This is a genomic window from Streptomyces sp. NBC_00316 (genome assembly GCF_036158715.1).
Classification (GTDB): Bacteria; Actinomycetota; Actinomycetes; order Streptomycetales; family Streptomycetaceae; genus Streptomyces.
This window is the reverse complement of the sequence record NZ_CP108023.1, coordinates 796,881-822,370: the sequence shown is the minus strand read 5'-3', so window position 1 is coordinate 822,370 and position 25,490 is coordinate 796,881. Positions and strand designations below refer to the sequence as shown.

The 25,490-nt window shown below is 68.1% G+C and carries 23 protein-coding genes and 1 pseudogene; 10 read left to right on the top strand and 14 right to left on the bottom strand.

What is annotated here, in order from left to right:
- Positions 1–89 precede the first annotated feature (89 nt).
- Positions 90–755, bottom strand: coding sequence for a TetR family transcriptional regulator (locus tag OG878_RS03790; protein WP_328885409.1), 666 nt, complete (start codon positions 753–755; stop codon positions 90–92).
- Between the two features lie 140 nt (positions 756–895).
- Between OG878_RS03790 and aroQ the strand changes: the two genes are divergently transcribed.
- The 3 genes and pseudogenes from aroQ (at position 896) to OG878_RS03775 (ending at position 4,031) form a co-directional block, all read left to right on the top strand.
- Positions 896–1,366 carry a type II 3-dehydroquinate dehydratase gene (aroQ, locus tag OG878_RS03785; RefSeq protein ID WP_328885408.1) on the top strand — a complete coding sequence of 157 codons (471 nt, stop codon included), beginning with the start codon at positions 896–898 and terminating at the stop codon, positions 1,364–1,366.
- Positions 1,363–2,238: a shikimate dehydrogenase gene (locus tag OG878_RS03780; RefSeq protein ID WP_328885407.1), complete on the top strand. Its 876-nt coding sequence runs from the start codon at positions 1,363–1,365 to the stop codon at positions 2,236–2,238. The genes aroQ and OG878_RS03780 overlap by 4 nt, the downstream gene beginning before the upstream one ends.
- 19 nt (positions 2,239–2,257) lie before the next feature.
- Positions 2,258–4,031, top strand: a pseudogene (locus OG878_RS03775) (bifunctional sugar phosphate isomerase/epimerase/4-hydroxyphenylpyruvate dioxygenase family protein).
- Between the two features lie 10 nt (positions 4,032–4,041).
- On the opposite strand, the gene pqqE reads toward OG878_RS03775, so the two are convergent.
- The 10 genes from pqqE to OG878_RS03725 all read right to left on the bottom strand — a co-directional run bounded on the left by pqqE (position 4,042) and on the right by OG878_RS03725 (position 13,824).
- Positions 4,042–5,151, bottom strand: a complete 1,110-nt coding sequence (pqqE, locus tag OG878_RS03770; protein WP_328885406.1) for a pyrroloquinoline quinone biosynthesis protein PqqE — start codon at positions 5,149–5,151, stop codon at positions 4,042–4,044.
- The gene (gene pqqD, locus OG878_RS03765) at positions 5,148–5,420 is read right to left on the bottom strand and encodes a pyrroloquinoline quinone biosynthesis peptide chaperone PqqD (RefSeq protein ID WP_328885405.1); all 273 of its coding nucleotides are present in this window, start codon (positions 5,418–5,420) and stop codon (positions 5,148–5,150) included. The genes pqqE and pqqD overlap by 4 nt, the downstream gene beginning before the upstream one ends.
- Positions 5,417–6,145 carry a pyrroloquinoline-quinone synthase PqqC gene (pqqC, locus tag OG878_RS03760; protein ID WP_328885404.1) on the bottom strand — a complete coding sequence of 243 codons (729 nt, stop codon included), beginning with the start codon at positions 6,143–6,145 and terminating at the stop codon, positions 5,417–5,419. Before pqqC ends, pqqD begins: the two co-directional genes overlap by 4 nt.
- Positions 6,142–7,041: a pyrroloquinoline quinone biosynthesis protein PqqB gene (gene pqqB, locus OG878_RS03755; protein ID WP_328885403.1), complete on the bottom strand. Its 900-nt coding sequence runs from the start codon at positions 7,039–7,041 to the stop codon at positions 6,142–6,144. The genes pqqC and pqqB overlap by 4 nt, the downstream gene beginning before the upstream one ends.
- Positions 7,042–7,051: 10 nt before the next feature.
- On the bottom strand, positions 7,052–7,192 hold the full coding sequence (gene pqqA, locus OG878_RS03750; protein WP_328885402.1) for a pyrroloquinoline quinone precursor peptide PqqA: 141 nt from the start codon (positions 7,190–7,192) through the stop codon (positions 7,052–7,054).
- Between the two features lie 206 nt (positions 7,193–7,398).
- Positions 7,399–8,391, bottom strand: a complete 993-nt coding sequence (locus OG878_RS03745; protein WP_328885401.1) for a ThuA domain-containing protein — start codon at positions 8,389–8,391, stop codon at positions 7,399–7,401.
- A 250-nt stretch (positions 8,392–8,641) separates the two neighbouring features.
- Positions 8,642–10,786 carry an outer membrane protein assembly factor BamB family protein gene (locus OG878_RS03740; protein WP_328885400.1) on the bottom strand — a complete coding sequence of 715 codons (2,145 nt, stop codon included), beginning with the start codon at positions 10,784–10,786 and terminating at the stop codon, positions 8,642–8,644.
- 183 nt (positions 10,787–10,969) lie between these two features.
- Positions 10,970–11,806, bottom strand: coding sequence for a citryl-CoA lyase (locus tag OG878_RS03735; RefSeq protein WP_328885399.1), 837 nt, complete (start codon positions 11,804–11,806; stop codon positions 10,970–10,972).
- A complete protein-coding gene (locus OG878_RS03730) occupies positions 11,803–13,002 on the bottom strand; it encodes a CaiB/BaiF CoA transferase family protein (protein ID WP_328885398.1) in 1,200 nt (399 codons plus the stop codon). Before OG878_RS03730 ends, OG878_RS03735 begins: the two co-directional genes overlap by 4 nt.
- Positions 13,003–13,056: 54 nt before the next feature.
- Positions 13,057–13,824, bottom strand: a complete 768-nt coding sequence (locus OG878_RS03725; RefSeq protein ID WP_328885397.1) for an IclR family transcriptional regulator — start codon at positions 13,822–13,824, stop codon at positions 13,057–13,059.
- A 220-nt stretch (positions 13,825–14,044) separates the two neighbouring features.
- Between OG878_RS03725 and OG878_RS03720 the strand changes: the two genes are divergently transcribed.
- From OG878_RS03720 to OG878_RS03690, 7 genes are all read left to right on the top strand, one after another.
- Entirely contained in the window at positions 14,045–15,547 is a 1,503-nt protein-coding gene (locus tag OG878_RS03720) for an aldehyde dehydrogenase family protein (protein WP_328885396.1), read from the top strand.
- Positions 15,544–17,292, top strand: coding sequence for a thiamine pyrophosphate-binding protein (locus OG878_RS03715; protein WP_328885395.1), 1,749 nt, complete (start codon positions 15,544–15,546; stop codon positions 17,290–17,292). The genes OG878_RS03720 and OG878_RS03715 overlap by 4 nt, the downstream gene beginning before the upstream one ends.
- A 5-nt stretch (positions 17,293–17,297) precedes the next feature.
- On the top strand, positions 17,298–18,452 hold the full coding sequence (locus tag OG878_RS03710) for an ABC transporter substrate-binding protein (RefSeq protein WP_328885394.1): 1,155 nt from the start codon (positions 17,298–17,300) through the stop codon (positions 18,450–18,452).
- A gap of 51 nt (positions 18,453–18,503) precedes the next feature.
- Positions 18,504–19,373 (top strand): branched-chain amino acid ABC transporter permease, encoded by an 870-nt coding sequence (locus tag OG878_RS03705; RefSeq protein ID WP_328885393.1) that lies wholly within the window; start codon positions 18,504–18,506, stop codon positions 19,371–19,373.
- Positions 19,370–21,205 carry a branched-chain amino acid ABC transporter ATP-binding protein/permease gene (locus OG878_RS03700; protein WP_328885392.1) on the top strand — a complete coding sequence of 612 codons (1,836 nt, stop codon included), beginning with the start codon at positions 19,370–19,372 and terminating at the stop codon, positions 21,203–21,205. The genes OG878_RS03705 and OG878_RS03700 overlap by 4 nt, the downstream gene beginning before the upstream one ends.
- Positions 21,205–21,942, top strand: coding sequence for an ABC transporter ATP-binding protein (locus tag OG878_RS03695; RefSeq protein ID WP_328885391.1), 738 nt, complete (start codon positions 21,205–21,207; stop codon positions 21,940–21,942). Before OG878_RS03700 ends, OG878_RS03695 begins: the two co-directional genes overlap by 1 nt.
- A 209-nt stretch (positions 21,943–22,151) precedes the next feature.
- Entirely contained in the window at positions 22,152–22,418 is a 267-nt protein-coding gene (locus OG878_RS03690) for a hypothetical protein (protein WP_328885390.1), read from the top strand.
- Position 22,419: 1 nt separating this feature from the next.
- On the opposite strand, the gene OG878_RS03685 is transcribed toward OG878_RS03690, so the two are convergent.
- The 3 genes from OG878_RS03685 to OG878_RS03675 form a co-directional block, all read right to left on the bottom strand.
- Positions 22,420–22,644 (bottom strand): hypothetical protein, encoded by a 225-nt coding sequence (locus tag OG878_RS03685; protein ID WP_328885389.1) that lies wholly within the window; start codon positions 22,642–22,644, stop codon positions 22,420–22,422.
- 662 nt (positions 22,645–23,306) lie between these two features.
- Positions 23,307–24,326: a bile acid:sodium symporter family protein gene (locus OG878_RS03680; protein WP_328885388.1), complete on the bottom strand. Its 1,020-nt coding sequence runs from the start codon at positions 24,324–24,326 to the stop codon at positions 23,307–23,309.
- Between the two features lie 176 nt (positions 24,327–24,502).
- Positions 24,503–25,486 carry a phosphotransferase family protein gene (locus OG878_RS03675; RefSeq protein WP_328885387.1) on the bottom strand — a complete coding sequence of 328 codons (984 nt, stop codon included), beginning with the start codon at positions 25,484–25,486 and terminating at the stop codon, positions 24,503–24,505.
- Between the last annotated feature and the right edge of the window lie 4 nt (positions 25,487–25,490).

The window sequence follows — 25,490 nt, the reverse complement described above, 5'->3', positions numbered from 1 at the left end:
CTGGCTAGGGATCTTGCGGCAGCCCCACGTGGCTGTCAAGGGTGGGCAGAGGGTGCTTCGCTGTCGGGCGCGCTGTAGACGCCCCTGCCTCATCCCTTGGCCCGCTCCGCTGTCAGGTAGGCGATGATCATGTCCGCGAGCATGTTCCGGTAGTGCTCCCGCCGGTCTGCCGCGACCAGGTCCCGGCCGAACAGCGCGCCGAATGTGTGGCGGTTGGAGACGCGGAAGAAGCAGAACGAGCTGATCATCGCGTGGACGTCCACGGCGTCCGCCTCGGCATGGAACAGACCCGACGAGCGGCCGGCGTCAAGGATGCGCTGCAGCACCTCGGTGGCGGGCGAGCCGAGCTTGCTGAGTCTCTCGGAGCCGATGATGTGCTCGGCCTCGTGGATGTTCTCGATGCTGACCAGTCGGATGAAGTCCGGGTGTGCCTCATGGTGGTCGAAGGTCAGCTCGACCAGCCTGCGGGTTGCCGCGACGGGATCCAGGTGCTCCACGTCCAGGGAGCGTTCCGTTTCGCGGATTTCCGTGTACGCCCGCTCGAGCACCGCGGTGAACAGCCGTTCCTTGCTGCCGAAGTAGTAATAGATCATCCGCTTCGTGGTGCGGGTGAGTGAGGCGATCTCGTCGACCCGGGCCCCCGCGTAGCCGGCGCGGGCGAATTCCGTGGTTGCCACCTCCAGGATCTCGGCTCGGGTGCGAGCTGCGTCGCGAGTGCGCTCGGCGGCCCCTGTCGGCTCGTTGGCGGCGGCCATCCGGCTCCTCTGCTGGGGGTGATCGGGATGCTCCCGTGATTGTAGGAGCAGGCCAGGGTGTGAGTTCCGGACCAGGGGTTCTCGACGTGCAGCGTTGTTGCTATAAGTAACGTACTAGTTCGTACATTGATGGAGGTGCGATGAGCCAGGACACCGACTCGGTCACCGACCGCGTGCTCGTTCTCAACGGCCCCAACCTCAACCTGCTCGGATCGCGCGAGCCCGCGATCTACGGCAAGGAGACACTTGGTGAAGTGGATGCGCTCTGCCGCGACGCCGCCGCCACGCACGGGCTCGAGGCGGACTGCAGGCAGAGCAACCACGAAGGCGTTCTGATCGATGCCATCCACGAGGCCCGCGGCGCGCATCACGGGATCGTGATCAATCCGGGTGCCTACAGCCACACTTCGGTTGCGATCCGGGACGCGCTGGCCGCGGTGCACCGGCCTGTGGTCGAAGTGCACCTGTCGAACATCCATCGCAGGGAGCCGTTCCGTCACCACAGCCATGTCTCGGCCGTGGCCGACGCGGTGATCTGCGGCGCCGGATCCCATGGGTACGCGCTGGCGCTCGCCCACCTCGCACAGCTTGTGAACAAGGAGATCCGGTGAACCGGAGGACGTATCTCGTCGGACTGATCGGCGCAGGTGTAGGCCCTTCCCTCAGTCCCGCCCTGCACGAACAGGAAGCGGATCGCCAGGGGCTGCGCTACGTGTACCGGCTCATCGACCTGGACACCCTCGGTGTCGCTCCGGAAAAGGTCGGGGACATTGTGCGGGCGGCGCGTGACCTCGGGTACGACGGGCTGAACATCACGCATCCGTGCAAGCAGTTGGTCGTCCCACACCTGGACGCACTCGCCCCGCAGGCGGAGGTGCTCGGCGCGGTCAACACCGTCGTGTTCCGGGACGGCTGTGCCACGGGCCACAACACGGATGTCACCGGATTCGCCGCCTCGTTCGCCCGGGGACTTCCCGACGTGCCGATGGAACGGGTCGTTCAGCTGGGAGCGGGAGGTGCCGGGGCCGCTGTGGCCCATGCGCTGCTCACCCTGGGCGCCGGGCAACTGACCCTTGTGGACACCGAACCCGCCCGGGCCACAGCGCTCGCGGCCACGTTCAACCAGCGCTTCGGCGCCGAGCGCGTGGTGGCAGCCGGCCCGCGCGAGCTTGCGGCGGCCATGGCTCACTGCGACGGCCTGGTGCACGCGACTCCCATGGGAATGGCCGCTCATCCCGGGATCCCGCTCCCTGCTGCTCTCCTCCGTCCCTCGCTATGGGTCGCGGAAGTGGTCTACCGGCCACTGGAGACGGAACTACTGACGACCGCCCGAGCTCTGGGCTGCACCACGTTGAGCGGTGCCGGCATGGCAGCGTTCCAGGCCGCCGACGCCTTCCGGCTGATCACCGGCCGCGAACCCGACTCCGCGCGGATGCTCGCCGACATCGCGGAACTCGCCCAGGGCCCGGGTCCCCGCATCTGAAGTCAGGAAGAGGATCACCATGCGTACGTCCATCGCCACCGTCTCGATCAGCGGCACATTGACCGAGAAGCTCAATGCCGTGGCCCGCGCCGGATTCGACGGCGTCGAAATCTTCGAGAACGATCTGCTGGCCAGTCCTCTCGGGCCCGAGCAGATCAAGGACCGCGCCGCCGATCTCGGGCTGGGCGTCTACCTCTATCAGCCGATGCGTGACATGGAAGGACTGCCCGCCGACGCCTTCGCACACAACCTGCGTCGTGCCGAGCACAAGTTCCGCGTCATGCGCCGCCTCGGCGCCGACACCGTGTTGGTGTGCTCCAATGTTTCGGCCCAGGCGATGGACGACGACGCGCTCGCCGCCGACCAGCTGCACCAACTCGCAGACCTGGCCGCAGAGTACGAGATCCGCGTCGCCTACGAGGCACTTGCCTGGGGGCGCCATGTCAACACGTACGACCACGCCTGGCGCATGGTCGAGTCCGCGGACCATCCGTCCCTCGGCGTCTGTCTGGACAGCTTTCACATCCTCGCCCGCGGTTCGGATCCCAGAGGCATCGAGTCCATTCCCGGCGAGAAGATCTTCTTCCTGCAGCTTGCCGACGCACCGCTGATGACCATGGACGTCCTGCAGTGGAGCCGGCACTACCGCTGCTTCCCGGGACAGGGCGAGTTCGACCTCGCCGGCTTGGTACGGTCCACGGTGCGCGCCGGCTATCAGGGGCCGCTCTCACTGGAAGTCTTCAACGATGTCTTCCGGCAGGCCGATTCGGGGCGCACCGCGGCCGACGCGATGCGTTCCCTCGTCGCGCTCCAGGAGGCCGCCGGGATCACCGATCCGCCCGCACCGGTCACGCCCACCGCGGTCACCTTCGCCGAACTCGTCACCCCGGACACCGAACGCGTGTCGACCATGCTGGGCGCGCTCGGCTTCACCCGCACCCGAAAGCACACGTCCAAGCCGGTGGATCTGTGGGAACAGGGCGTCGCCCGCATCCTCGTCAATACGGCCCCCGCCACCGGGCGCGGCAGCCTCTCGCTGGCCGCGGTCGGACTGGAGTCGCCGGACCCGGCAGCCGCGGCCGAGCGCGCCGAGTCCATGGGTGCTCCGGTCCTTCCGCGTCGGGTCCGGTCAGGACACGCCCATCGACACGGTCGCCGCCCCCGACGGCACCGAACTGTTCTTCTGCGCCACCGACCGGACGAATCTGCCCAACTGGCTGAACGACTTCCAGCAGGTGCCCCACCGGCCGGGCGGCGGGTGCGTCGTCGGCGTCGACCATGTCGCGCTCACCCAGCCCTGGCACCAGTACGACGAGGCGATCCTGTTCTACCGCAGCGTGATCGGGCTGCAGCCCCACGACAGCGTGGACGTCCCCGACCCGTACGGACTCCGGCGCAGCCGCGCCGTCAGCACCCCGGACGGTGGCGTCCGTATCGCCCTGAGCATCGAACCGGCGCCCACCGACAGCGCCGCCGCCTCCCAGCACATCGCGCTCGCCACGCACGACATCGTCTCCGCCACCCGGAGGCTGCGCGACGCCGGCCAGCTGCTGCCGGTCCCCGACAACTACTACGACGATCTGGCCGCCCGGTTCGAATTCGGCCCCGGTGAGCTGGAGACGTACCGGGAACTGGGCATCCTCTACGACCGTGACGAGAAAGGCCAGTTCCGGCACTGCTACACCCGCACGATCGGGAACGTCTTCTTCGAGATCGTGCAGCGGGACGAGGACTACCGGGGATTCGGGGAACAGAGCGCCCATGTCCGGCTGGCCGCACAGCTGGCGCAGTAGCCTCGGGCCGTCAGGGACGGGACGTCGCCGTGGTGGCCCTGACCGTCGGCCGCCGGGGAACCAGCGGTTTCCCGGGTACGTGCCCGGTCAGGGTCAGGGCGGTCAGGGCGCCGTGGTCGGGGGAGAGCGAGCAGGCCGGGTCGGTCCGGGTGGCGTCGCCGGTCAGTGCGAAGGCCTGGCAGCGGCAGCCGCCGAAATCCTGTTCGCGCCGGTCACAGCTGCGACAGGGCGATGTCATCCAGTCGGTGCCGCGGTACAGGTTGAAGGACTTCGACTCCTCCCAGATCCAGCGCAGTGCGTGGTCCCTTACGTTGACGGGGTCCAGCCCGGGCAGTGTCGCGGCGGCGGGGCAAGGCAGGACGGTGCCGTCGGGCGTCACGGTGAGGGAGATCGCTCCCCAGCCGCCCATGCAGGGCTTGGCCGTGCCGTCGAAGTAGTCGGGAGCGACCCACACGATCTCCATGTGTCCTTGCAGCCGCTCGCGCCAGCGGGATACCGATTCGGCCGCCCGGCCGAGCTGGTCGCGGCTGGGCAGCAGGGCATCGCGGTTGAGCAGCCCCCATCCGTAGAACTGGGTGTTGGCGAGCTCGATACGGTCCGCCCCCCAGCGCAGCGCGAGTTCCACGAGGTCGTCCAGGGCGTCCAGATTGTGTCGGTGCAGCACCACGTTGACGCCCAGCGGCAGCCCGGCCTTCCCGACGAGCGCGGCGGCCGTCTCCTTGGCCGCAAACGCGCGGCTGCCGGCCAGGCGGTCGGAGGCGGCGGGGTCGGAGTGCTGCACCGACAGCTGGACGCTGCGCAGTCCGGCGTCCGCCAGTGTGTCGAGACGAGTGCCGGTGAGGCCTGATCCACTGGTCACCAACTGGGTGTACACACCGGCGGCGTCCGCACCCGCGACAATGAAGTCCAGGTCCTTGCGCAGAAGGGGTTCGCCACCGGACAGATGCGTCTGCAGCACACCGAGGTCCGCTGCCTGGCTGAAGACATCCACCCATTGTGCGGCGGACATCTCCTGCGAACGCCGGGTCAGTTCAAGCGGGTTGGAGCAGTATCCGCAGTGCAGGGGGCAGGCGTGCGTGAGCTCCGCCAGCAGGCCCCAGGGCGGCGCGGTCCCGGTCACCGTATCCAGCCTTCTTTCAGCAGTCGGTCGAGAAAGGGGCCCACTTCGTCGCGGACGGGCGCGGCCGGAAACCGCTCCGAGAGCTCCTCGACGATCTGCGCCACGCTGCGCGAACCGTCGCACAGTTCCATGATCGGGCCGGCGCCGCCCTGCAGAACCACCACCCGCTCGGGCAGGAGCAGCACGTCCTTGCCCCGGGTGCGGTCGTGGCGCAGTACCAGGGCCGGGGCCAGCCGCGGACGCCACTGTTCGTCGGTGGGCGCGGTCATCGGACGGACTCCGTCCGCCCCGCCGGCTCCACACTGTCCAGCAGGGCCCACAGGACATCGCATTTGAAGGAGAGCGCGGCCAGCGCCCTCTCCTGGTCCGCACGGGTACGTGCCCAGTCCACTACCCAGCTCAGTGCCTCCGCCCCATCGCGGCGCCCCTGGGGCACCCTGCTGCGGAAGTAGGCGAGACCGGATTCCTCGATCCAGGGGTAATGACGGGGGAAGGCCTCCAGACGCGTCGTCATGATGTCCGGCGCACACAGCTCGGTCAGAGAGGAGGCCACTGCCTCCAGAGGTGAGTGCAGCCGGCAGAAGTTCACATAGGCGTCGACGGCGAATCGCACACCCGTAAGCACGGTGTCGCCGGACTGCAGCGCGGCGCGGTCCAGACCGACCGCCTCGCCCAGCCGGAGCCAGCGTTCGATGCCGCCCTCGCCCTCGCGCAGCCCGTCGTGGTCCTGGATGCGGCGCAGCCATGCGCGCCGCATCGCGGGCTCTGGAAGCTTGGCGAGGATCAGGGCGTCCTTCACTGGTATGTGCCGTTGGTAGTAGAAGCGGTTGGCGACCCAGGTGCGCAACTCCGCCGGTTTCAGCGAACCTTCATGCATGCGGATGTTGAACGGGTGCCTGTCGTGGTAGCGGCGCTGCGCCAAGTCTCTGAGTTGTGATTCGAATTCAGCCGGACCGAAGGGATCGGCGATATGCCCTGCGAGTGCGGTGGTCATAGGGAGATCAGCATCCCGTCCTGGGCCACTTCCAGCCCCAGTGCGGCGAGTTGCGCGTGCTGGGGTGCGGTGGGATCGACCAGAGGATTCGTATTGTTGAGATGGGTGTAGAGGCAGCGGGCAGCGACGTGTGCCAGCCGTTCGGCCGTGCCTTCCGCCCCGGCGACGGGCAGATGCCCCATGCTGGTGGCAGTGCGTCCGGAAATGCCGGTGTGTCGTGGTTCCTCGTTGTCCCAGAAGGTTCCGTCGAGGAAGACGCAGTCGGCTTCCGCGACTGCCTTTTCGAAGGCGTCGCTCCATGTCGCGAGTGCAGGAGCGTACAGGGCGGTCGTGCGGTGGCCCGGGTCCTCGATGCGTACGGCGACCACCCAGCAATCGTCCACCGGTGCATCACAGGCATAGCGCGGACGCTTGGTGGACAACGGGATCGCGCTGATCCGGAGGCCGGCCACCTCGGTGGCCGGGGCCATGCCCGGCAGCGGGAGGTCCCGCCAGGTGGCCGTCGTGTACGGCGTCAGCACGTGGTCGAGACCCAATCGTTCGCGCAACGCCTCCCTGACCGGCCGGGTTGCGAATATCTCCAGGTGCTCGGCCTCGCGCAACCTCAACAGGCCCAATGTGTGGTCAAGTTCGGCATCGGTGAGGATGATCCTCACCACCGGCGTCCGCCGTTGACCCGAGCCGGGACGCAGCTCGGGGTGCGCCTCGATCTGCTCCGCCGTGTCGGGGCCGGCGTTGACGAGGCACCAGGTGGCGGCACCTTCGCTCAGGACGGCGAGGGAGTCGTGCCTTCTGCGTCGGTCCGGGTGGCGGCGTGCCCCGGTGCAACCGGGGCACGCGCAGTTCCATTGAGGAACCCCTCCACCCGCTGCCGTGCCGAGAGTTCGCAGCAGCATGGGTGGGGTGCTAGAGGGTGCTGAGCGAGTAGGCGGTCACTTCCATGGCCGTATCGACGACCGTGAAGTCCGGCGACTGCCAGGTGCTGTCGCAGGCGGGCTGCGTTGACTCGGTCTGCTGTTCGGTCTTGGCGGAGTTGAGCATGGTCAACTGCCTTTCTTTGGGAGCCGACCACCATGGAATGGTCCGCTGTGTGGTTTATTTGGTCCGAGAGATGGACCCCATTGAACCGGTCCATACGTTAGACACGAGGTGCTGGGCTGACAAGACCTGCGACGAGCGGGACCGGCCCGTCCGGTGCGGCCGGTCCCGATGACAGAGCGTCAGGGGGGTGGCGGAAGGACAGTCCTCGTCTCCTACCTGCAGAACGGCGCCTTGCCCATGGCCGACTCGATGCCGCCCAGGATCAGCTGCTGGTACTCGGCCGCGCCGGCGAAGGAGCCGTCGGTGGTGAACGCCTTGGCATCATGGCCCAGGGTGGTGACCCAGGAACGGCCCCCGTCGTAGTACTGGCACCAGGCGACCGGGTGGTTGTCACCGTGCCCGGGGTGGTTGTAGTTGCCGGTGACACCCCTGGCCAGAGTGGACTCGTCGACCTTGGCCAGCACGCGCACCCTGGTCGGAGCGGGTACCAGGTTGTACCACTCGTCAGTGAAGTTCCACGAGCCCGGCAGCGACTTGGTGGAGACGTCCTTGCGGTCCACCGTCTTCACCGTGCCGCTCTGCGCGGCGCCGTGGTCGTAGAAGTTGGCGTTACCCAACAGGCCTTCGTACCAAGGCCAGTTGTACTCGGTTCCGAAGGCGTTATGGATGCCGACGAAGCCACCGCCGCCACGGATGTACTGCCGCAGCGAGGTCTGTGCGGCGTCGTCCAGGGCGTCGCGGCTCGTGGAGAAGAAGATGACGGCGTTGTACTTGAACAGGGTCGCCGGGGAGGCGAGCTGCGCGACGTCCTCGGTGTAGTCCACCTGGAAACCGTTTGCCGCACCCATCGTGCGTATGGCGTTCTGCACCACGTTGGCGTCGGTGAGCGGTGGGTTCATGCCGGGGGCCAGGGCCGGGCCCAGGTTGGCGTGGCGCGGGCCTGCGGTGCGTGTGTACAGCAGGACTCTGTAGCCCTTGCTGGTGTCGAAGTTGTCCCAGTCGTGGTAGCAGCCGGGGTCGGTTCCCCGGCAGACGCCGTAGTCCGGGTCGCCCAGATCCCGGGCGCCGGTGCCGACCCGGCCCTGGGCCACACTGAGCGTGCCGGTGGCGATGAGGGCCACGACCAGGGCCATGACTGTGCCCAGCGTCGTGAGGACGGCCGAGCGGGCGCTCAGCGTTCTTCCTCGGAGGGTTCTTCCTGACATGAGTGTGCTTCCTTCACTGGTTGGGTGGCGCGCCGCCGCGACGGCCGCGCCCGTACACGGAAGGTTCAAGAAACACGGGGTGGCCGGAGGGTCCGGGCATGCCGGACTGCATCGGCGTACGGGGAGCGCGGATCGGCGCGGATCGAGCGCCCGGATGTGGTCCGGCCTTCTGTCGCGTCGCGGGCTCCGCGCGGTGCGGATGGGCGCGACGCGTGCGCTGGGCGGCCCGCGTGGTGCGCCGCCGCGGGCTCTACTCGACGACGATCTTGCCGGTGTTCTGTGGGGCGATCGGGTCGTTGTAGAAGAACTCGCCCGGCGTGCCGAAGGTGTAGGTGTACGACTGGCCCGGCATGAGCAGCCCGGTGTCGAACTCGGCCTCGAAGAAGGACACCGCGCCGTGGGCCGACTGGTTGTCCGCCGGGTTGGTGAACGTCACCGTGGTGCCCTTGGGGATGTGCAGGTGCTGCGGTGACATGGCGTTCTGGGCGACCAGGTTCTCCGCGGCGCCGGGAGCCTTCTTGGTACTGTCCCAGATCCGGCCGAGAGTGATCGTGTTGCCCGCCGTTTCGCCGGTGACGGCCGCGGTGCGGACCTGGTTGCGCCGCGAGGGCGGTACGGGGGCCGTGGCCGGACCGACGGTTCCACCGATCTTGAACGCCCACAGGTGGTCGCCGCGCGGGATGTCCGGGTAGGGGAGACCGTTTCCGCCGGCCAGCACGGCGATGTACTGCTCACCATCGATCTCGTACGTCAGTGGACTGGTGTTGACACCCGCTCCGCACTGCCAGGTCCATAGTTCCTTGCCGTCGCTGTCGTCGAGGGCGGTCAGCACACCGTCGGGACGCCCCTGGAAGAGGAGGCCTCCCGCCGTGCTGAGGATGCCATTGCCGTGCGCGAGTGACCAGTCGCCCTCCTGCCGCCAGGTGACGGTGTTGGTCCGTGGGTCGACCGCCGCGAGTCCGCCGGCGAAGTACTCTCCCAGCGGGCGGGCGGTATTGACGCGTCCTCCATGGGTGTTGGAGTACGCCGAGTTGATCAGGCCGTAGCCCACATAGACGAGCCCCGTCCGGTGGCTGAAGGACGGGAACGACCAGTCGGCCCCGCCGCCCGCGCCGGGGTAGAGGATGGTGGGGCGGTCCCAGTGCACCTCGAAGAGTCCCCCAGTCGCATAGAACGGCACCGGACGAGTTGCCTTGTCGATCCGCGGCTCGGTCTCCACGAAGGGCTCGCCGCCGGGGAACGGCTGGGTCGGCGCGGTTTTCTGTGCCGCGTGCTGCGGCACCGGACGCTCCTCCATCCCGTGCATCGGGTTGCCGGTCTCGCGGTCGAGGATGTAGTACATGCCGGTCTTGCTGCCGTAGACGACGACCTTGCGCTTCCGGCCCGCGATGAGGACGTCGGCCAGCACCGGCGACATCACGCCGTCGTAGTCCCAGATGTCGTGGTGGACGGACTGGAAGTGCCAGCGCCGCCTGCCGGTCTTGGCGTCGATGGCGACCAGACAGTTGGCGAAGAGGTTGTCCCCGCCGCGCGTCGAACCGTCGGTACGGGGATAGGGGTTGCCGAAGGTCCAGTAGACGAGACCCAGTTCGGGGTCGACGGCCGGGTGGATCCAGCACACCGCACCGCCGGTCTTCCAGGTGTCCCCCTCCCAGGTGTCGTGTCCGAACTCGCCGGGCCCGGGAGTACCCCAGAACGTCCAGACGAGCTCACCCGTGGATGCCTTGAGGGCGTAGCCGCGGCCCCGGGCACCGGCGGTGCTGCCCTGCGTGCCGACGTAGATCAGACCGTCCCAGTAGACGACGGCGCCGGCCAGGCCGCCCTTGCTGCCGCCGCACTGCCCACTGGCCGGATCGCAGCCGGGATCGCCCTGATCCTCGATGAGCATGTCCTTGCTCCAGACCACGGCACCGGTCTTCTGCTCCAGTGCGTAGACGGTGTTGGAGCCGGAGATGGTGAAGGCCAGGCCTTCGCCCAGGGCCACCCCGCGCATGTTGGTGGTCTCGCGGCCGACGTTGGTCTTCCATTTCACGGCGCCGGTACGGCCGTTGAGGGCGAAGATGTTCTGCTGCGTGGTGGCGAGGTAGAGCACTCCGTCCTGGGCGACGACGGCGCACTGCTGGGCCGAGCCGGTATCGCCGCCTTCCAGGTTGATGTGCCACGCGCCCTTCAGTTGTTTGACGTTGTGCGTGGTGATCTTCTTGAGGGCGGAGTAGTTCTGGTTGGCCAGGTTGCCACCAGCCTTGGGGAAGCTGCCTTCGGTGGCCTTGAACGACTGCTTGGGAACCGGTAGCCCCAGCGAATGGGATTCGGTGGCCTGGGCCGGCGTGTTGAGCAACGCAACAGTGCCGGTCGTGCCGGCCGCGGCAGTTGCGAGAAAACTGCGTCTGTCCATGAACCCTCTTTCGTGACGTGGCCCGTCCGGGCGCAGGGCCACCAGGTGGTCCCCTGAGCGGGACGAGGGAAGAGAGAGTGGGAGAGTGCGGATCATGGTCCGCTGTGCGGTTTGATGGATCCGCACGATGGTCGCCAGGAGGCGGTTCCATACGTTAAGGACGTCGCAGTGGCCTGACAAGGGTTATGACGAGGATTCGTTGACGCGGGCCGAATCGGTGGGGGTCAGGCGGGCCGGCAGTACCGAGCGGGGGAGAGGGCCCTTGTTCCGCCGGCCCTGCCCGGTCTCCTCCCAGGCGTGGGCGAGGATGCCGATCGACCGGCTCAGGACGAAGAGCCCTCTGGCCAGCGGTGCGGGAAAACCGAGTTCGGCGTAGATGACAGCCGTTGCCCCGTCGATGTTCATCGGAACGGGTCGCGCGCCGGCGCGGCGTTTGTGCAGCACGCGCTCGATGGCGAGAGCCGCGTTGAGGTACTCGCCCGACACCACGCCTGCCGCAACGGCCTGCTCCGTCAGTCCCAGCAGCGGATCGCGGCGCGGATCGAGCGGATGAAAGCGGTGGCCGAAGCCGGGCAGATAGCGGGAACGGTTCTGCCAGACGGCCATGACCTCGCGGGCGGCGTCGTCCCATTCCTGGCCGGCGCCGTGGCGGGCGCGTACCTCGCCGAGCATCTCTACACACTGCTGCCCGGCCCCGCCGTGCACGTCGCCGAGCATGTTGACGCCAGTGGCGATCGCATTGTTCAGGCCGACTCCGCAGGTCGCGGCCATGCGTGCGGCTGCGATGGACGGAGCTTGCGGGCCGTGGTCGACGCCGGCCACCAATGCGGCCTCCAGCAGCGCGGACTGCCCCGATGAGGGAAGATCTCCGCGCAGCAGGAGCCATGCCATGTCGACCAGCCCCACCGACCCGATCAGCTCCTGTACGGGCCGGTCGCGGAGTTCGATGCTTCCCGGTTCGATATGGCTGACGGCGGTGGCCCACCACTGTGCGGCCTCGTCATGGGCGGGTGTGGTCATGGAGTCGGTGCCTCCTCGGCTGCGGCGGACGACCAGCGCGCGGCGAGCTGCTCCCGTTGGTGGTTGTGTTCGCCCAGTAGCGGCGGTGGGGCGGTGGGGAGGAATGCCTCACCGTCGAACAGCACGCCACTGCCCAGTACCTGCAGTGGCTGTCCGGATCCGTCCGGGCGCTCCAGATCAGTGATGAACCGGCGGTGGCGCAGCTGCGGTTGGGCCAGAGCCTGCGGGACGGTGAGGACCCGGGCGGCGGGTACCCCGGCAGCGGTCAGTACGTGTTCCCATTCGCCGGCCGGACGCGCGCCGAGCGCGTCGTTGAGCGCTGCATTCAGTTCCTCGCGGTGCGTCTTGCGCCGCTCGCGCTCGTTGAAACGGGGGTCCGTGATGAGTTCGGGGGCTCCGACCAGTCGGCACAGAGTCTCGAACTGCCGCTGCTGGTTGGCCGCGATGTTGAGCGGGCCGTCGGCCGCATGGAAGGTCCCGGATGGGGCCGCGGTCGCGTTCTGGTCGCCCATCGGCTGCGGGGGTACGCCGCTGACCAGGTAATTGGAGACCGCCCAGCCCATTGCCGAGAGGGACGCCTCCAGCATGGAGACGTCCAGCCGGCTGCCCTGCCCGGTGCGCTCCCGGTGCAGCAGAGCGGCGCTGACCGCCATTGCGGCGGCCAGGCCGCCGGTGGTGTCGCACACCGGGAAGCCGACCCGCAGTGGCGCGGTGCCGGCGGTGCCGGTGACGCTCATCATCCCGGACAGTCCCTGGATGATCTGGTCGTAGGCCGGCGCGTCGCTCATGGGCCCGCTCTGCCCGAACCCCGAGATGGAGCAGCACACCAGGCGGGGATTGATCTGGTCGAGCCGTTCCTGGCCGTATCCGATCCGCGTGAGGACCCCGGCGCGGAAGTTCTCCAACAGGACGTCCGCACCGCTCAGCATGTCCTCGAACACCGTGCGATCGGCAGTGTCCTTGAGGTCGAGCTCCACGGACTTCTTGCCCGCATTCTGAGCGAGGAAGGAGGCGCCGATCCCGGCCCGGTTCAGATCGGGGTCGGGTCCCAGGTTGCGCGCCAGGTCCCCCTGCCCGGGGCGCTCGATCTTGATGACTTCCGCCCCGAGAAGCATGAGGTGATAACTGCAATAGGGGCCGGCGAGCACATTTGTCAGGTCCAGGACACGTATACCGTCGAGCGGTCGCGCATGCATAGATGATGACTCCTTTCGCGGTGCCGTTGACGGCACCGCTGTCCGGCATGGTTGTCAGCTCCGCGGTCCCATGGGGTGGTCGAATCCCTGGGTCATGATCTGTGCCGCCACCTGCAGCAGATCCTGTGCGAAGTCCTCGACCGCGCTCTGTGGGATGCGCGCGGTGGGGCCGCTCAGGGAGAGGGCCGCGACCACGACTCCGGACGTGGTGGTGATCGGCACGGCCACGGCTGTCAGGCCGATGTCGCGCTCGCCGTGGCTTACGGCGTAGCCGCGGGCCGCCGCCTCGTCGGCCCACTCCCGCAGCCGCTCGGCATGCGGCCTTCCGTGCGGCGAGGCCAGCGCGATCCGCTGCAGAAGGCCATCGCCGGCCCCGCTCAACAGGACCTTCGACGAGGCGCCCGCCCACAGCGGTAGTTCGTCACCCACCCGCACCACATGCCGCAGTGGCTGCGGGCTTTCCTGCTGGGCGACGCAGACGCGGTGGATATCGCGCCGGATCATCACGTTCGCCGTCTCGCCGCGGCGGTCGGCCAGCTCGCGCAGCAGCTTCCGTGTCTCCGGCGGCAGCTCCCAGCTGCCATGGGCCAGATGGGCCCAGCGCCACAACCCCGGCCCGGCCGTGTAGCCCGCCTCGGTCGACCACAGCAGACCGTACTGCTCCAGGGTCTGGACGAGACGGACCACCGTCGTCTTCGCCAGGCCGGTCGCCTCCACGATCGTCCTCAGTGAGACGACGGGCTGGTCCTCGGTCAGTAGCGACAGGATGTCCAGCGCCCGGCGCACACTGCGGACGCCGCCGTGTCCTTGTTCGGATTCCATGTTCTCTCCTCTGTAGATCGCGTGTGTGTCGAAAGAGCCTGCCAGGCGGCACTGTCGGCAGCTGCACCGACTGTGCCGAGCTGCTCCGATTCAGCGGGAAACCTGAAGGTTTCAACTTCTTTCGCCCGGCCTATTGCCAAGCCTCACCGGCGCCCGTACGTTACACGCCAGTCCACAAGGCGGTCTATGAAAACCGCTAGATGGCTTGTCTGGAGACGTGATGCTGGAAGTCATCCTCAAATCCGTTGCCGACTCCGAAGTCGTCGACGTCCTTCCCTTCTTGTCCGGCTCCTGGTCCGGAGAGGGCCCGCCCGAGGAACGCATCGGCCCCTACCTGCGCCGTACGGTCAGTCGGGCCCCCACCGCGCTGCCTGCCGAGATCGAACGGGCGGTTGCCCGAGCCCGTACGTATGCACCGCAGGTGGCCTCACTCGCACCCGCAGCTCGCGCCGACATCCTGCAGCGCGCCTCGGCCGCCGCCCTGGCCAACCGTGACCAACTGGCCATGCTGCTGGCCCTGGAGCTCGGCAAGCCGGTCAATGACAGCAGGATCGAAATCGAGCGGGTGGCCTCGACGTTCGAGGTATGTGCCGCCGAGGCCCGTCGTATCGACGGCGAGACCCTGCCAATTGCGGGCTGGAACACCGGCGTCGGCAACAGTGCCTTCACCTACCGCGCGCCGGCCGGAATCGCCCTCGCCATCACCCCGTTCAACGCCCCGGCCAATCTGCTGGCGCACAAGCTCGGGGCGTCCTTCGCCGCGGGGAACACCACCCTCGTGAAGGCACCCCCGCAGGCGCCCGGGATCTCGGCAGCGCTGGTGGCGCTGCTGCTGGACAGCGGACTTCCCCATCAGGCCGTGCAGTTGCTCCACGGCGGCGGCGACGTCGGGGCAGCTCTGTGCGCGGCCCCAGAGGTCGACGTGATCAGCTTCACCGGCAGTGCCGCCACCGGCGCCGCCGTCGCCCGGGCGGCGGGAGCCAAACGCCTGGCGCTGGAACTGGGCGGCAATGCGGCGACCATCGTCTGCGAGGACGCCGACATCCCCGTCGTGGCAAAGGCCTGTGCCCGCACCGGTTACAGCAATTCCGGACAGAGTTGCATCTCCGTCCAGCGGGTCTACGTGCACCGCAGCCGCTATGCCGACTTCCTCGACGCGTTCACCGCGGCAGTCGACACCCTCGTGATCGGCGATCCGCTGGACCCGGGCACCGACATCGGCTCGATGGTCGACGAGGACGCGGCCGAACGGGTGGTCCGCTGGTCCGCGGAGGCAGCCGGGCTGGGTGCCGAGGTCCTGCGCGGCGGCACCCGTGACGGCGCAACCGCCACCCCGACCATCGTCGCCGGACCGCCGCCCCACGCCTCGGTCGTGGTCCATGAAGTCTTCGGTGCCCTGGTCGCCGTCATGCCGTACGACGACTTCGACACCGTCATCAACGAGTGCAACGCGAGCCGCTACGGCCTGCAGGCGGGCCTGTTCACCCACGACATCAACCGCATCTTCACCGCCTGGCGCCGCCTGGAGGTGGGCGGACTCATCGTCAACGGAACCTCCAACTACCGCCTGGACCATGTCCCCTTCGGCGGCGTCAAGGACTCAGGTTTCGGGCGGGAATCGCCCCGTTGGCTCATCGATGACTACACCGTCGTCAAAACCCTCATGCTCCGCGGCCTGTCCATCTGGGGCGAGCGCCAGGACCTCACGAAAGAGAGCCAGTGACCACCGTTACCGCGGCAGAAGCCCTCGTTGCCCAACTTGAGTCGTATGGCGTCGAGTACGTCTTCGGAACCTGCGGCCACACCAACATCGCTCTGCTCGATGCTCTCGGCCCAAGCTCCATACATTTCGTGATTGCCCGCCACGAGCAGGCCGCAGCCCACGCGGCGGACGGCTACGCCCGCGCCTCGGGCAAGCCCGGCGTGCTGCTCACCCACGTCGGACCCGGCATGATGAATGCCGTGACCGGCGTGGCCACCGCCGCCATGGACTCCGTGCCTCTCGTGGTGATCTCCGGAGACATCCCCTCCTATTACTACGGTCGCCACCCGCACCAGGAGGTCAACCTCCATGCGGACGCGGACCAGACCGCCATCTACCGGCCGTTCTGCAAGCGTGCCTGGCCGGTACAGCGGACGTCCGACCTCCACCGCACCCTGGAGCGCGCGTTCTGGACGGCTACCTCCGGGCGCCCCGGTGCCGTGCTCGTCAACGTGCCCATGGACCTGTTCTCCCGCCAGATCGCTCCCTATGAGTCCGGCTCGCACCCGGTGCCCGACAGCGCCCTGCCCGGTCTGACCGAGGCCACGGCCGAACGCATCGCCCAGGCACTGCTGAACGCCGAGCGTCCCCTCATCTACTTCGGCGGCGGACTGCGCTCCCCGGCGGCCAAGCAGGCGCTCCTCAACCTGGCCGAGCATCTCGACATCCCGCTGGCCCACTCCCTCATGGGCAAGGGCGCCATCCCCGACCGGCACCCCCTGCTGCTGGGCATGCCCGGCTTCTGGGGGCTGGACTCGACGCACGCCCACACCAAGGACGCCGACGTGGTGCTGGCCCTGGCCACTCGTTTCGCCGAGACCGACGCCAGCTCCTGGGAAGCCGCTTACACCTGGAACTTCCCGCTCAGCAACCTCATCCAGATCGACATCGATCCGGCCGAAATCGGCCGCAACTACCCCGTCGAAATCGGCGCCGTGGCCGATGTCGAGCACTCGGTCCGCGCAATCGAGGTGGCCGTGCGTGCCGCTCACCCCGAGCCCGTGACCCGTCCGGGACTGCGTGAGACCATCGCGGTGAACCGGGCCGCATTGTTCGACACCGCGATCGAGAACGGCGCCGACGACACCTTCCCGCTCCGTCCCCAGCGCATTCTGGCCGATCTGCGGGCGAGCCTGCCGGCCGACGCCATCCTGGTCACCGATGTCGGCTGGAACAAGAACGGCGTGGCGCAGTCCTACGACCTGCCGCCAGAGGGACGATTCATCACCCCGGGCGGCGCCTCCACCATGGGCTTCGGACCAGCCGCCGCCGTGGGCGTCCAGATGGCCCAGCCGCAGCGCACGGTCGTCGCCCTCATCGGCGACGGCGGCATGAGCGCCCAGCTGCCGGCCGTCCCGATGGCCGTCGAGCAGGGACTGCCTGTCATCTTCGCCGTAATGAACAACCGTGCCCACGGCACCATTTCCGACCTGCAGCGCTCCAACTACGGCCGGGGCTACGGATGTGACTTCACCGGTCCCGATGGACTGCCCTACAGCCCGGACTTCGCCGCGTACGGCAGGTCCTGCGGAGCCGACGGCTACGAAGTGACCTCCGCGCAGGACCTGTCCAAGGTGCTCTCCACCGCCGTCGAACGGCGGCGCCCCGCCGTCATCGACATTCCCATGGTCAACGAACCGGTCCCCACGCCCGGCCACTGGAACATCACCGACATCTACAACGGCCGCTTCCCCGAAGAAGGATGATTCCCATGAACGTCAGAACCCGCAGCACGTCCACCATGACCGCTGCTGCCCTCGGGGTGCTTCTCGCCGCCACCGCCTGCTCCGCCCCCGGGGACTCCGGATCCGACAAGGGCAGCGACAGCGGACCCATCAAGATCGCTGTCGTGGATGCACAGAGCGGCCAGCTCGCCTCGCTCGGAGACTGGGAGGCCAAGGGCGCGAAACTCGCCGTCAGCGAGTGGAACAAGAAGGGCGGTATCAACGGCCGCAAGATCGAGCTGACCGTCTTCGACGACCAGGGCGACCCGACCACCGGAACCAACATCGCCCGGAAGCTGGACAGCGGGAACTACATCGCGATGATCGGCACCGCCGAGAGCGCGGTGACCGTGGCCATGGCACCCACCCTCAAGGCGGCCGGGATACCCAACATAACCTCCGGGCAGGCCACCGCCCTTGTCGAGGTGAAGAGCCCCTTCCTCTTCCTCAACGGCCCGACCAGCACCACGTACGACTCCACGCTCGCGGAGTACCTGGTCACGACCAAGAAGTTCAAGAAGATCGCGATGATTTCCAACAACGGCTCCTACGGCAAGGGTGAGCACGACGCGTTCACCGCGGCCCTCAAGGAGAAGGGCATCACCCCGGTCACCGACCAGGTCGTCACCACCGACCAGAAGGACTTCAGCGCCTCGCTCTCCCGTATCCGCCAGTCCAAGCCCGACGCGATCTTCCTCGGCTCGGAAGAGGTCGAAGCAGGACTCATCGTCAAGCAGGCACGCGACCTCGGCATCACCGCCCCCTTCGCCGGCGCAGCCCCACAGGGCACCCCGGTCTTCATCGACACCGCGGGCGAAGCGAACGCGGAGAACACCATCGTCAGTTCGCCCTACCTGAGCAACGACACCAGTGACGCGAGCCGCGCCTTCGCCCAGGCCTACAAGACGGCGTACGGCAAGGACGCCGAGCTGCATGGTGCCAAGGCGTACGACGGCACCAACATCGTCCTCACCGCACTCAAGAACAGCAACGTGGCCACCGGCAAGAAGCTGGCCGAGGCAATCCGAGCCACCAAGTACCAGGGTCTGCTCGGTGACTTCAACTACGACGAGACCGGCGTCGGCATCTTCCGGACCACCATCGGTGTCATCAAGGACGGCGAGCTCTCCGCCGCCGAGTAGTCAGCCCGTCGAGCCGTGAGCCGGGCTCCACGCCGGCACCAGGGAGCCGCCATGCAAGTCACCCTGCAAACCCTCGTCGGAGGCCTCAGTCTCGGCGCGGTCTACGCCCTGATCGCTGTCGGATTCTCCGTCGTCTACCGCACCATGGGCCTGGTCAACTTCGCACACGCCGACGTGGCGATGATCGGCGCCTACGCCGCCTCCACCTTCTACCTCACCACGCACGTCCCGTTCATTGCCGCAACCGTCATCTCCATCGTCGTCACCGGCATCATCGGCCTCGTCATCGAGCGGGTCCTGCGCCCGCTGGAGAACAAGGACTTCGATCTGATGCTGATCGGCACCATCGGCTTCGGCACGGTCCTGCAGGCGGCGGCCACCCTCATCTGGGGAACCACCGGACGGGCCGTCCCCTCACCCATCACGTCAGGACCCTTGGAGATCCTGGGCGTCCGCGTCCGCACCTACGACCTGGTCGTCATCGCGATCACGGCACTGTCCGTCATCCTGCTGACGCTGTTCCTGACGCGCACGAAGCCCGGTGCCGCCATGCAGGCAGTCGCCATGGACCACGAGGCAGCCACCGCTGTCGGTATCCACGTCGGCCGCAGCAACGCCCTGGCCTTCGCCATCGGTGCCGGCCTCGCCGCCCTCGCCGGCAGTCTGGCCGGACCCATGCTGTACGTGGACGCCACCCTCGGCAGCGTACTGGGCGTGAAGGGATTCGCGGCCGCCATGCTCGGTGGCTTCGGCAGCATCCCCGGTGCCGTGGCCGGCGGCCTGGCCATCGGGGTTCTCGACTCCTACACGGCCGACCACTTCCAGGGCTACTCCGTCCTCGTCACCTTCCTGGTCTTCACCGGGGCCATCATGATCCGGCCCACCGGCATCTTCGGCGAGCGGACGGTGAGCCGGGCATGACGAACCTCAGGATCAAGGCACCCCTGGCCGTCCTCGCCTGCGCGGTCGCCTACGCCCTGCCGTACGGACTCAACGGATACGCCATCCACGTGGTCGACGTCGCGATCATCTTCGCGCTGCTGGCCATCGGCATGGGCCTGGTGATGGGTGTCTCGGGACAGATCAACCTGGCCCAGGTCGCCTTCTTCGGAGTCGGCGCGTACACCACCGCCATCCTCACGACCCACTCCGGCTACGGCTTCTGGACCGCTGCGGTCCTCGGCGTGTTCACCACCGTCCTGGTGGGGCTCCTCGTCGGACTGCCCGCGCTGCGCATGCAGTCCCACTACCTCGGGATCGTCACGCTCGGACTGGCACTGGGCTTCGTCAACTGGATCACCAACGCCAAGATCACCGGAGGCGCCGACGGCATCTCGGGCATCCCCGTACCGCCACTCTTCGGCATCGACCTCTCCAGCGAGTACCTCTACTACTACCTGGAGATCGTGGTCTTCGCGATCGCCCTGGGGTTCGGCATGTTCGTCGTACGGACCAGGCTCGGCCGCCGGCTCCGCGCCATGAGGGACGACGCCCTCGCCGCCGGCGCCATGGGTGCGGAGATCCCGCTGCTGCGGATGACCGCGTTCATCCTCGCCAGCGTGTACGGGGGCGTCGCCGGAATCCTCTACGCCGGGCTGATCCGGTACGTAGCCCCCGAGACCTTCAGCCTCAGCAACATGTTCCTGCTGCTGGCTATGGTCATCATCGGAGGCCGCCGCAGCCTCGTCGGCTGCGTGGTCGGAGCGGTCGGCCTCGTCCTCATCCGGGAAGCGCTCGTGGACTTCGCCGTCTACGCACAGCTCGGCTACGGCCTCGTGGTCGTCCTCATGGTGGTCTTCGCTCCCACCGGGCTGGCCGGAATTCCGGAAAGGATCAAATCCGCGGTCACGTGGCGGAAGAGGGACGACGACAGCCGCGCGCCCGAGCTGGGTCCCTTCCGGCCCGGCGGTACCGCCACGGCCGACGCCGCCCCCACCGGGGACGATATTGCCGCTCCCGCCCTGGAGATCAGCCACCTCACCAAACAGTTCGGCGCGCTGACGGCCCTCAACGACGTCGACCTGACGGTACGGGCGGGCGAGATCCGCGGTGTCGTCGGCCCCAACGGGTCCGGCAAGACCACCCTGTTCAACGTGATCAGCGGACTCTATCGGCCCACTGCGGGAACGGTTTCCGCCGCCGGACGCGACATCAGCCAGGCCCGGCCCTACCGCCTTTCGTTGTGGGGCATGGCACGTACTTTCCAGAACCTTCGGCTGTTCCCCCAGATGACCGTGCGCGAGAACATCCTGGTGGTCCTCGACCGGTCCCGTACCAGCACCGTCTGGCAGTACGTTCTGTGGCCCGTCGGCGTCTTCAGGACCGAACGCCGGCTGCGCGAAGAAGCGGACCGCATCCTTCAGCAGTACGGACTCACCGAATTCGCCGATTCTGCACCGCAGTCGCTGCCCTACGGCATCCAGCGCCGCATCGAGATCGCCCGTGCCATGGCCGGACGGCCACAGTTGCTGCTGCTCGACGAACCGGCAGCGGGTCTCAACGGCGAGGAGGTGGGACAGCTGTCGGCGATCGTCCGGTCCATCCGCGACCAGGGCGTCACCGTCGTCCTCATCGAGCACAACATGGGACTCGTCATGTCATTGTGTGAACGGATCACCGTGCTGGCGGCCGGATCGGTGATCGCCGAAGGCACACCCTCTGAAGTGGCCCTGGCGCCCGAGGTCATCGAGGCATATCTCGGTGACTCCGCTCCCGCGGACATTCCGATGCCCGCCACCTCGGAGGTGCCGTGATGACCATGACAGCATCCGCGACCGGCAGCGACAGCCTGGCCGTCAGCGACCTCACCGTGCACTACGGCGGCGTCTGCGCGGTGCGCTCGGTCGAACTGAGCGTGGCCCCCGGCCAATCCATGGGCATCATCGGCTCCAACGGGGCGGGGAAGACCTCCACGCTCAAGGCACTGATGGGCCTCGTCCCACGTACCACAGGGCGGATCACCCTGGGTGCGACCGACCTGAGTCACGTCCGGGCCCGGGACATGGTCCGTCATGGCGTGGGTTACGTCCCCGAAGGGCGCCATGTGTTCTCCGGCCTATCCGTCGAGAAGAACCTGCTGCTCGGGGCCTACCACCGCCCCTGGAAGGGGGAGACCCGCGACACCCTCGCGCACGTGTACGACCTCTTCCCCGTCCTGCGGGACTTCCGGAACCGTCCTGCCGGTGACCTGTCCGGTGGCCAGCAGCAGATGCTGGCCATCGGCCGGGCCCTCATGTCCAGGCCGAGACTGCTCCTGCTCGACGAACCCTCGATGGGCCTGTCACCGAAGCTTATCGAGAACGTGGTGGAGATCTTGGTACGCCTGCGCGATGAGGGCCTCGGCCTGCTCCTGGTGGAACAGAACGCCAAGCTCACCTTCGGCGTGACCAGCCACTGTCTGGTCATGGAGAACGGTTCCGTGGCCATGTCGGGTACGGCCGAGGACCTCGCCCTTGATCCACGGGTGCGTCAGATCTATCTGGGCCTCTGAGACCGGAGACGTATCGGCCCGGGTGCGGGAGGAACAGCGTTGTCGGCGTGCGGACCACCCGATGCAGTCGGCGGGTCCGTACGGCGCCGTCCGGAGCAGATCCTGCAGAGCCCGTGTACGGGGTGAAGCAACGCAGCAGCGCTGTGCACATGGTTTGACCTGCGTGGCCCTGACCGTCGAATGTCAGTGGTCGGTGCCATCCTGCCCGTATGGACGAGCTGATGAGACGGCGGGTGTACGGCGCCGACCATGACGACCCGGATCCCGGCCCGCGACCTGGCCACACCTACCGAGAACTCGTGGGCGGCCCACTCGACGGACTGCTCCTGGATGTGACCGGCTGGTCGAAGGCGGCCCTCACCGACGGGGCCGCGTTGAACACCGAGATCGGTATGCACGGACCAGGAGGCAGGTCGGAGTACGGGCCACGGGCCGACGATCCTCTGAGGTGGGACTGGCGGGGCGACACCCCTTGAATCAGGTGGTCTCGTACTGGTGTGCCTCGGCGCCGCGCCATTCGACGAGTGCCGGGGTATCGAGGGCCCGCTTCGGATCCGCCATGCCGGCCTGGGCGAGGAACTCGATCACGTCGTGATCGCTGTGGGCAAGGCCCAGCCGTTCGTCGCGGTCGGCGATGTGGACGGTCACGACCCGTCCGCCGGACGGTGTGGGGGCATGGATGACGATCGGTGGTGCTGTCATGACTACAGGCTGACCGGTGGTGCCGGTGGGCGCATCCGGACGGACCGCAAGCGATCTGTACCGTCCGGCGCGAGGGTCCGCTGCACGGGCGGTGGCACGGCTCCCACCGGTCGGCCCGTTCTTCCTGGCCGGCGGCCCGGATCGCCTCCCGGCAGCCGCGGACGGCGCACAGCGTGGAACGGCGGCGGGGAGCGTTTCGCCGCAAAGCGTTCTTCACGGTGCCGCAGGTTCAGCTGGAGGGATCGCAGTGAGTGATGCACTCCATCGGCGGACGGCGTGACACTGCTTCAACCACCTCGGTACCGATTCGGACAGCAGCAGCGTCGGTGCACGCGTTGCCTCACTCGACTGTGAATGCATGGGCCCCTGTCGCCCATCTGCTCGCGGTGTCGGTCGTCCCGGTCTGTTTCTGCGAACCGGCCGACTCCTGGAGGTGCGGCCCGATCGAGAACACACAGGGCAGGGTGCGGCGGCATTCCCAGCGGGAGTGACCTGTCCGTCCACAGCGGCGCGTGCCTCGATGCCGTCGCCGCCGAACGCGGAAGACGCTCGGCCGGGCATCCCCGGCCGAGCGCCTGTCAAACTGTTGGCGGCCTGATCAACCGACCGCGGTATTGCGACGAACCCTCGCATTCATCCCGGCCCGTCCGAGGGCAGCCAGGTCAGACGTTCTCGACCGTGGCTGTGGCCGGTGCGTGGTCGATGCCCGCGGACGCGGGCCGACTGCTCCGCGACCGGTGGGACATCCAGGCAGCGACCAACGCGCCCGAGATGTTGTGCCACACGGAGAACACCGCGGCGGGCAGGGCGGCCAGCGGGCTGAAGTGAGCGGTCGCCAGCGAGGCGGCAAGTCCCGAGTTCTGCATGCCGACTTCGAAAGCCATGGCGCGGCTGGCCGGTGGGCCGAGTCTGCTGACCTTGCCGGCGCCGTAGCCGAGAGCGAGTCCCAGGCCGTTGTGCAGCACGACGGCGATCAGCACGCTGACGGCAGCCGATTTGATCGTACTTGCGCTGCCTGCCACGACGGCGGCGACGATCGCGGCAATGGCGAACGACGACAGCCAGGGCATCACGCCCAGCACCCGGTCGACGAATTTACCCGCGACCAGCCGTACGACCAGGCCGCCGAGCACCGGGAGCAGCACCGTCTTGAGGATGTCCGTCATCATCGAACCGGCGTCCACCGGCAGGTACGTACCGGCCAGCAGCAGCGTCAGCGGCGGCGTCACCAGTGGGGCGAGAACGGTGGAGACGGTCGCGACGGAGACCGACAGCGCCACGTCGCCGCGGGCCAGGAAGGTCACCACGTTCGACGCCGTGCCGCTCGGCGCACAGCCGACCAGGATCACACCGGCGGCCAACTGCGGCGGAAGCCCGAGCAGATGGGCGATGAGCCAGCCGAGCCCGGGCATGATCACGTAGTGCGCGACCAGGCCGATCGCGACGGCCCACGGACGCTTCGCCACGCCCCTGAAGTCGAGCGGGGTCATCGTGAGCCCCATGCAGAACATGACGATTCCCAGCAGGTAGGGAATCGAGCCCACCCAGCCCGCGAACGTCCCGGGCGTGGCGAGGCCGGCTGTGCCTGCCACGAGTACGAGGACGGGGAACACGGTGACGGCGCGTCTGGCCGCTTTGTCGTCGGATCCGGGCTGATCAGGGATTATCTGTTCGGTTTGCACGAGCGCGATGAGACGCCGCGAGCCGGGGCATTTGCAAACGCGTCTCATTATTTGGTCGCGATGTCCAGCATTCGTCGCAGTTGGTTTGTCGGAGATGGTGACGTGTCTGCTGTCGGCGCGTACTGGCGGGAGTGGTCAATACGGCACGGTTGAAAGGTCCCTGTCGATGGTTGCAGTCATGGGGGTCCGATCATGGGCGGGTTGAGGACGATCTCGTCCGGCGCGCTGTCGGCCAGCGCGACCACGATGTCGACGTGGGACCGAACCTCGTCCCAGCGGCGCTGGAAGGCGCAGTAGGCGATGGCATCGAGGCCGATGTGGATGAGGTATGCGTGGAGGCGCTCGCGCAGGTGGACCGGGAGCGGTCCGGCGGCGTGCCAGTGGGCCAGCAGCTCGGCGTAGATGTCGGTGCCGCGCCACTGCGGGTACCACGGCCACCAGTAGACGAGCCAGGCGGCATCGTAAAGGCTGTCGCCGTACAGTGCGTTGCCCCAGTCCAGCACAGCGGTGACGGTGCCGCCGGCAGCGAGGACGTTGCGACTGAGCAGGTCGCCATGGATCATGCGGCGCTCGTCGGGCAGGTACGGAGCCAGTGCGGCGAGCGCGGCCAGCCCGGCCTCCACCGGCCCGAGCCCGATCCCGGAGTCGGCCAGCGCCGCTCGCCAGCCAGGTACCCGGGCCGTCTCGGAACCGATGGCCAGCAGCGCCTCCGCCCAGGAGCCGTACGGCCCCTGCCCGTTCGGGGTCCAGATGCCGTAGCCGGCGCTGTCGGCAACGTCGATCCTGCCGACGGCGTCGAGCGTGGTCAGCAGGCTCGGCAGCGTCAGCGCCACGTCGGCGGCGGACAGGTCGTCGAGCCCGACACCGTACGCGCGGGCCGAGAGCGCGTAGTGCCGGCCGTCGACCACCCCCCTCGCCCGCACCGGCGGCACGGGCAGATCGGGCCCCGCGAAACGGGCGGCGAGCTCGTCCTTGGCGAAGTCCGCACCGTGCGTGCCGATGCGCAGTACCGCCTCCGCGCCGTCGATGGTCAGCGCGAACGCCTGGGACCAGGCACCGGCCGCCAGCGGCTGCGGTTCGCTCGCGCGCACCCCGAAGGTTGTGTGTGCCCATCGTCGCGCGAAGTCGAGCAGCGCGACGGGGGCAGCTTCGGCAGGCATACCG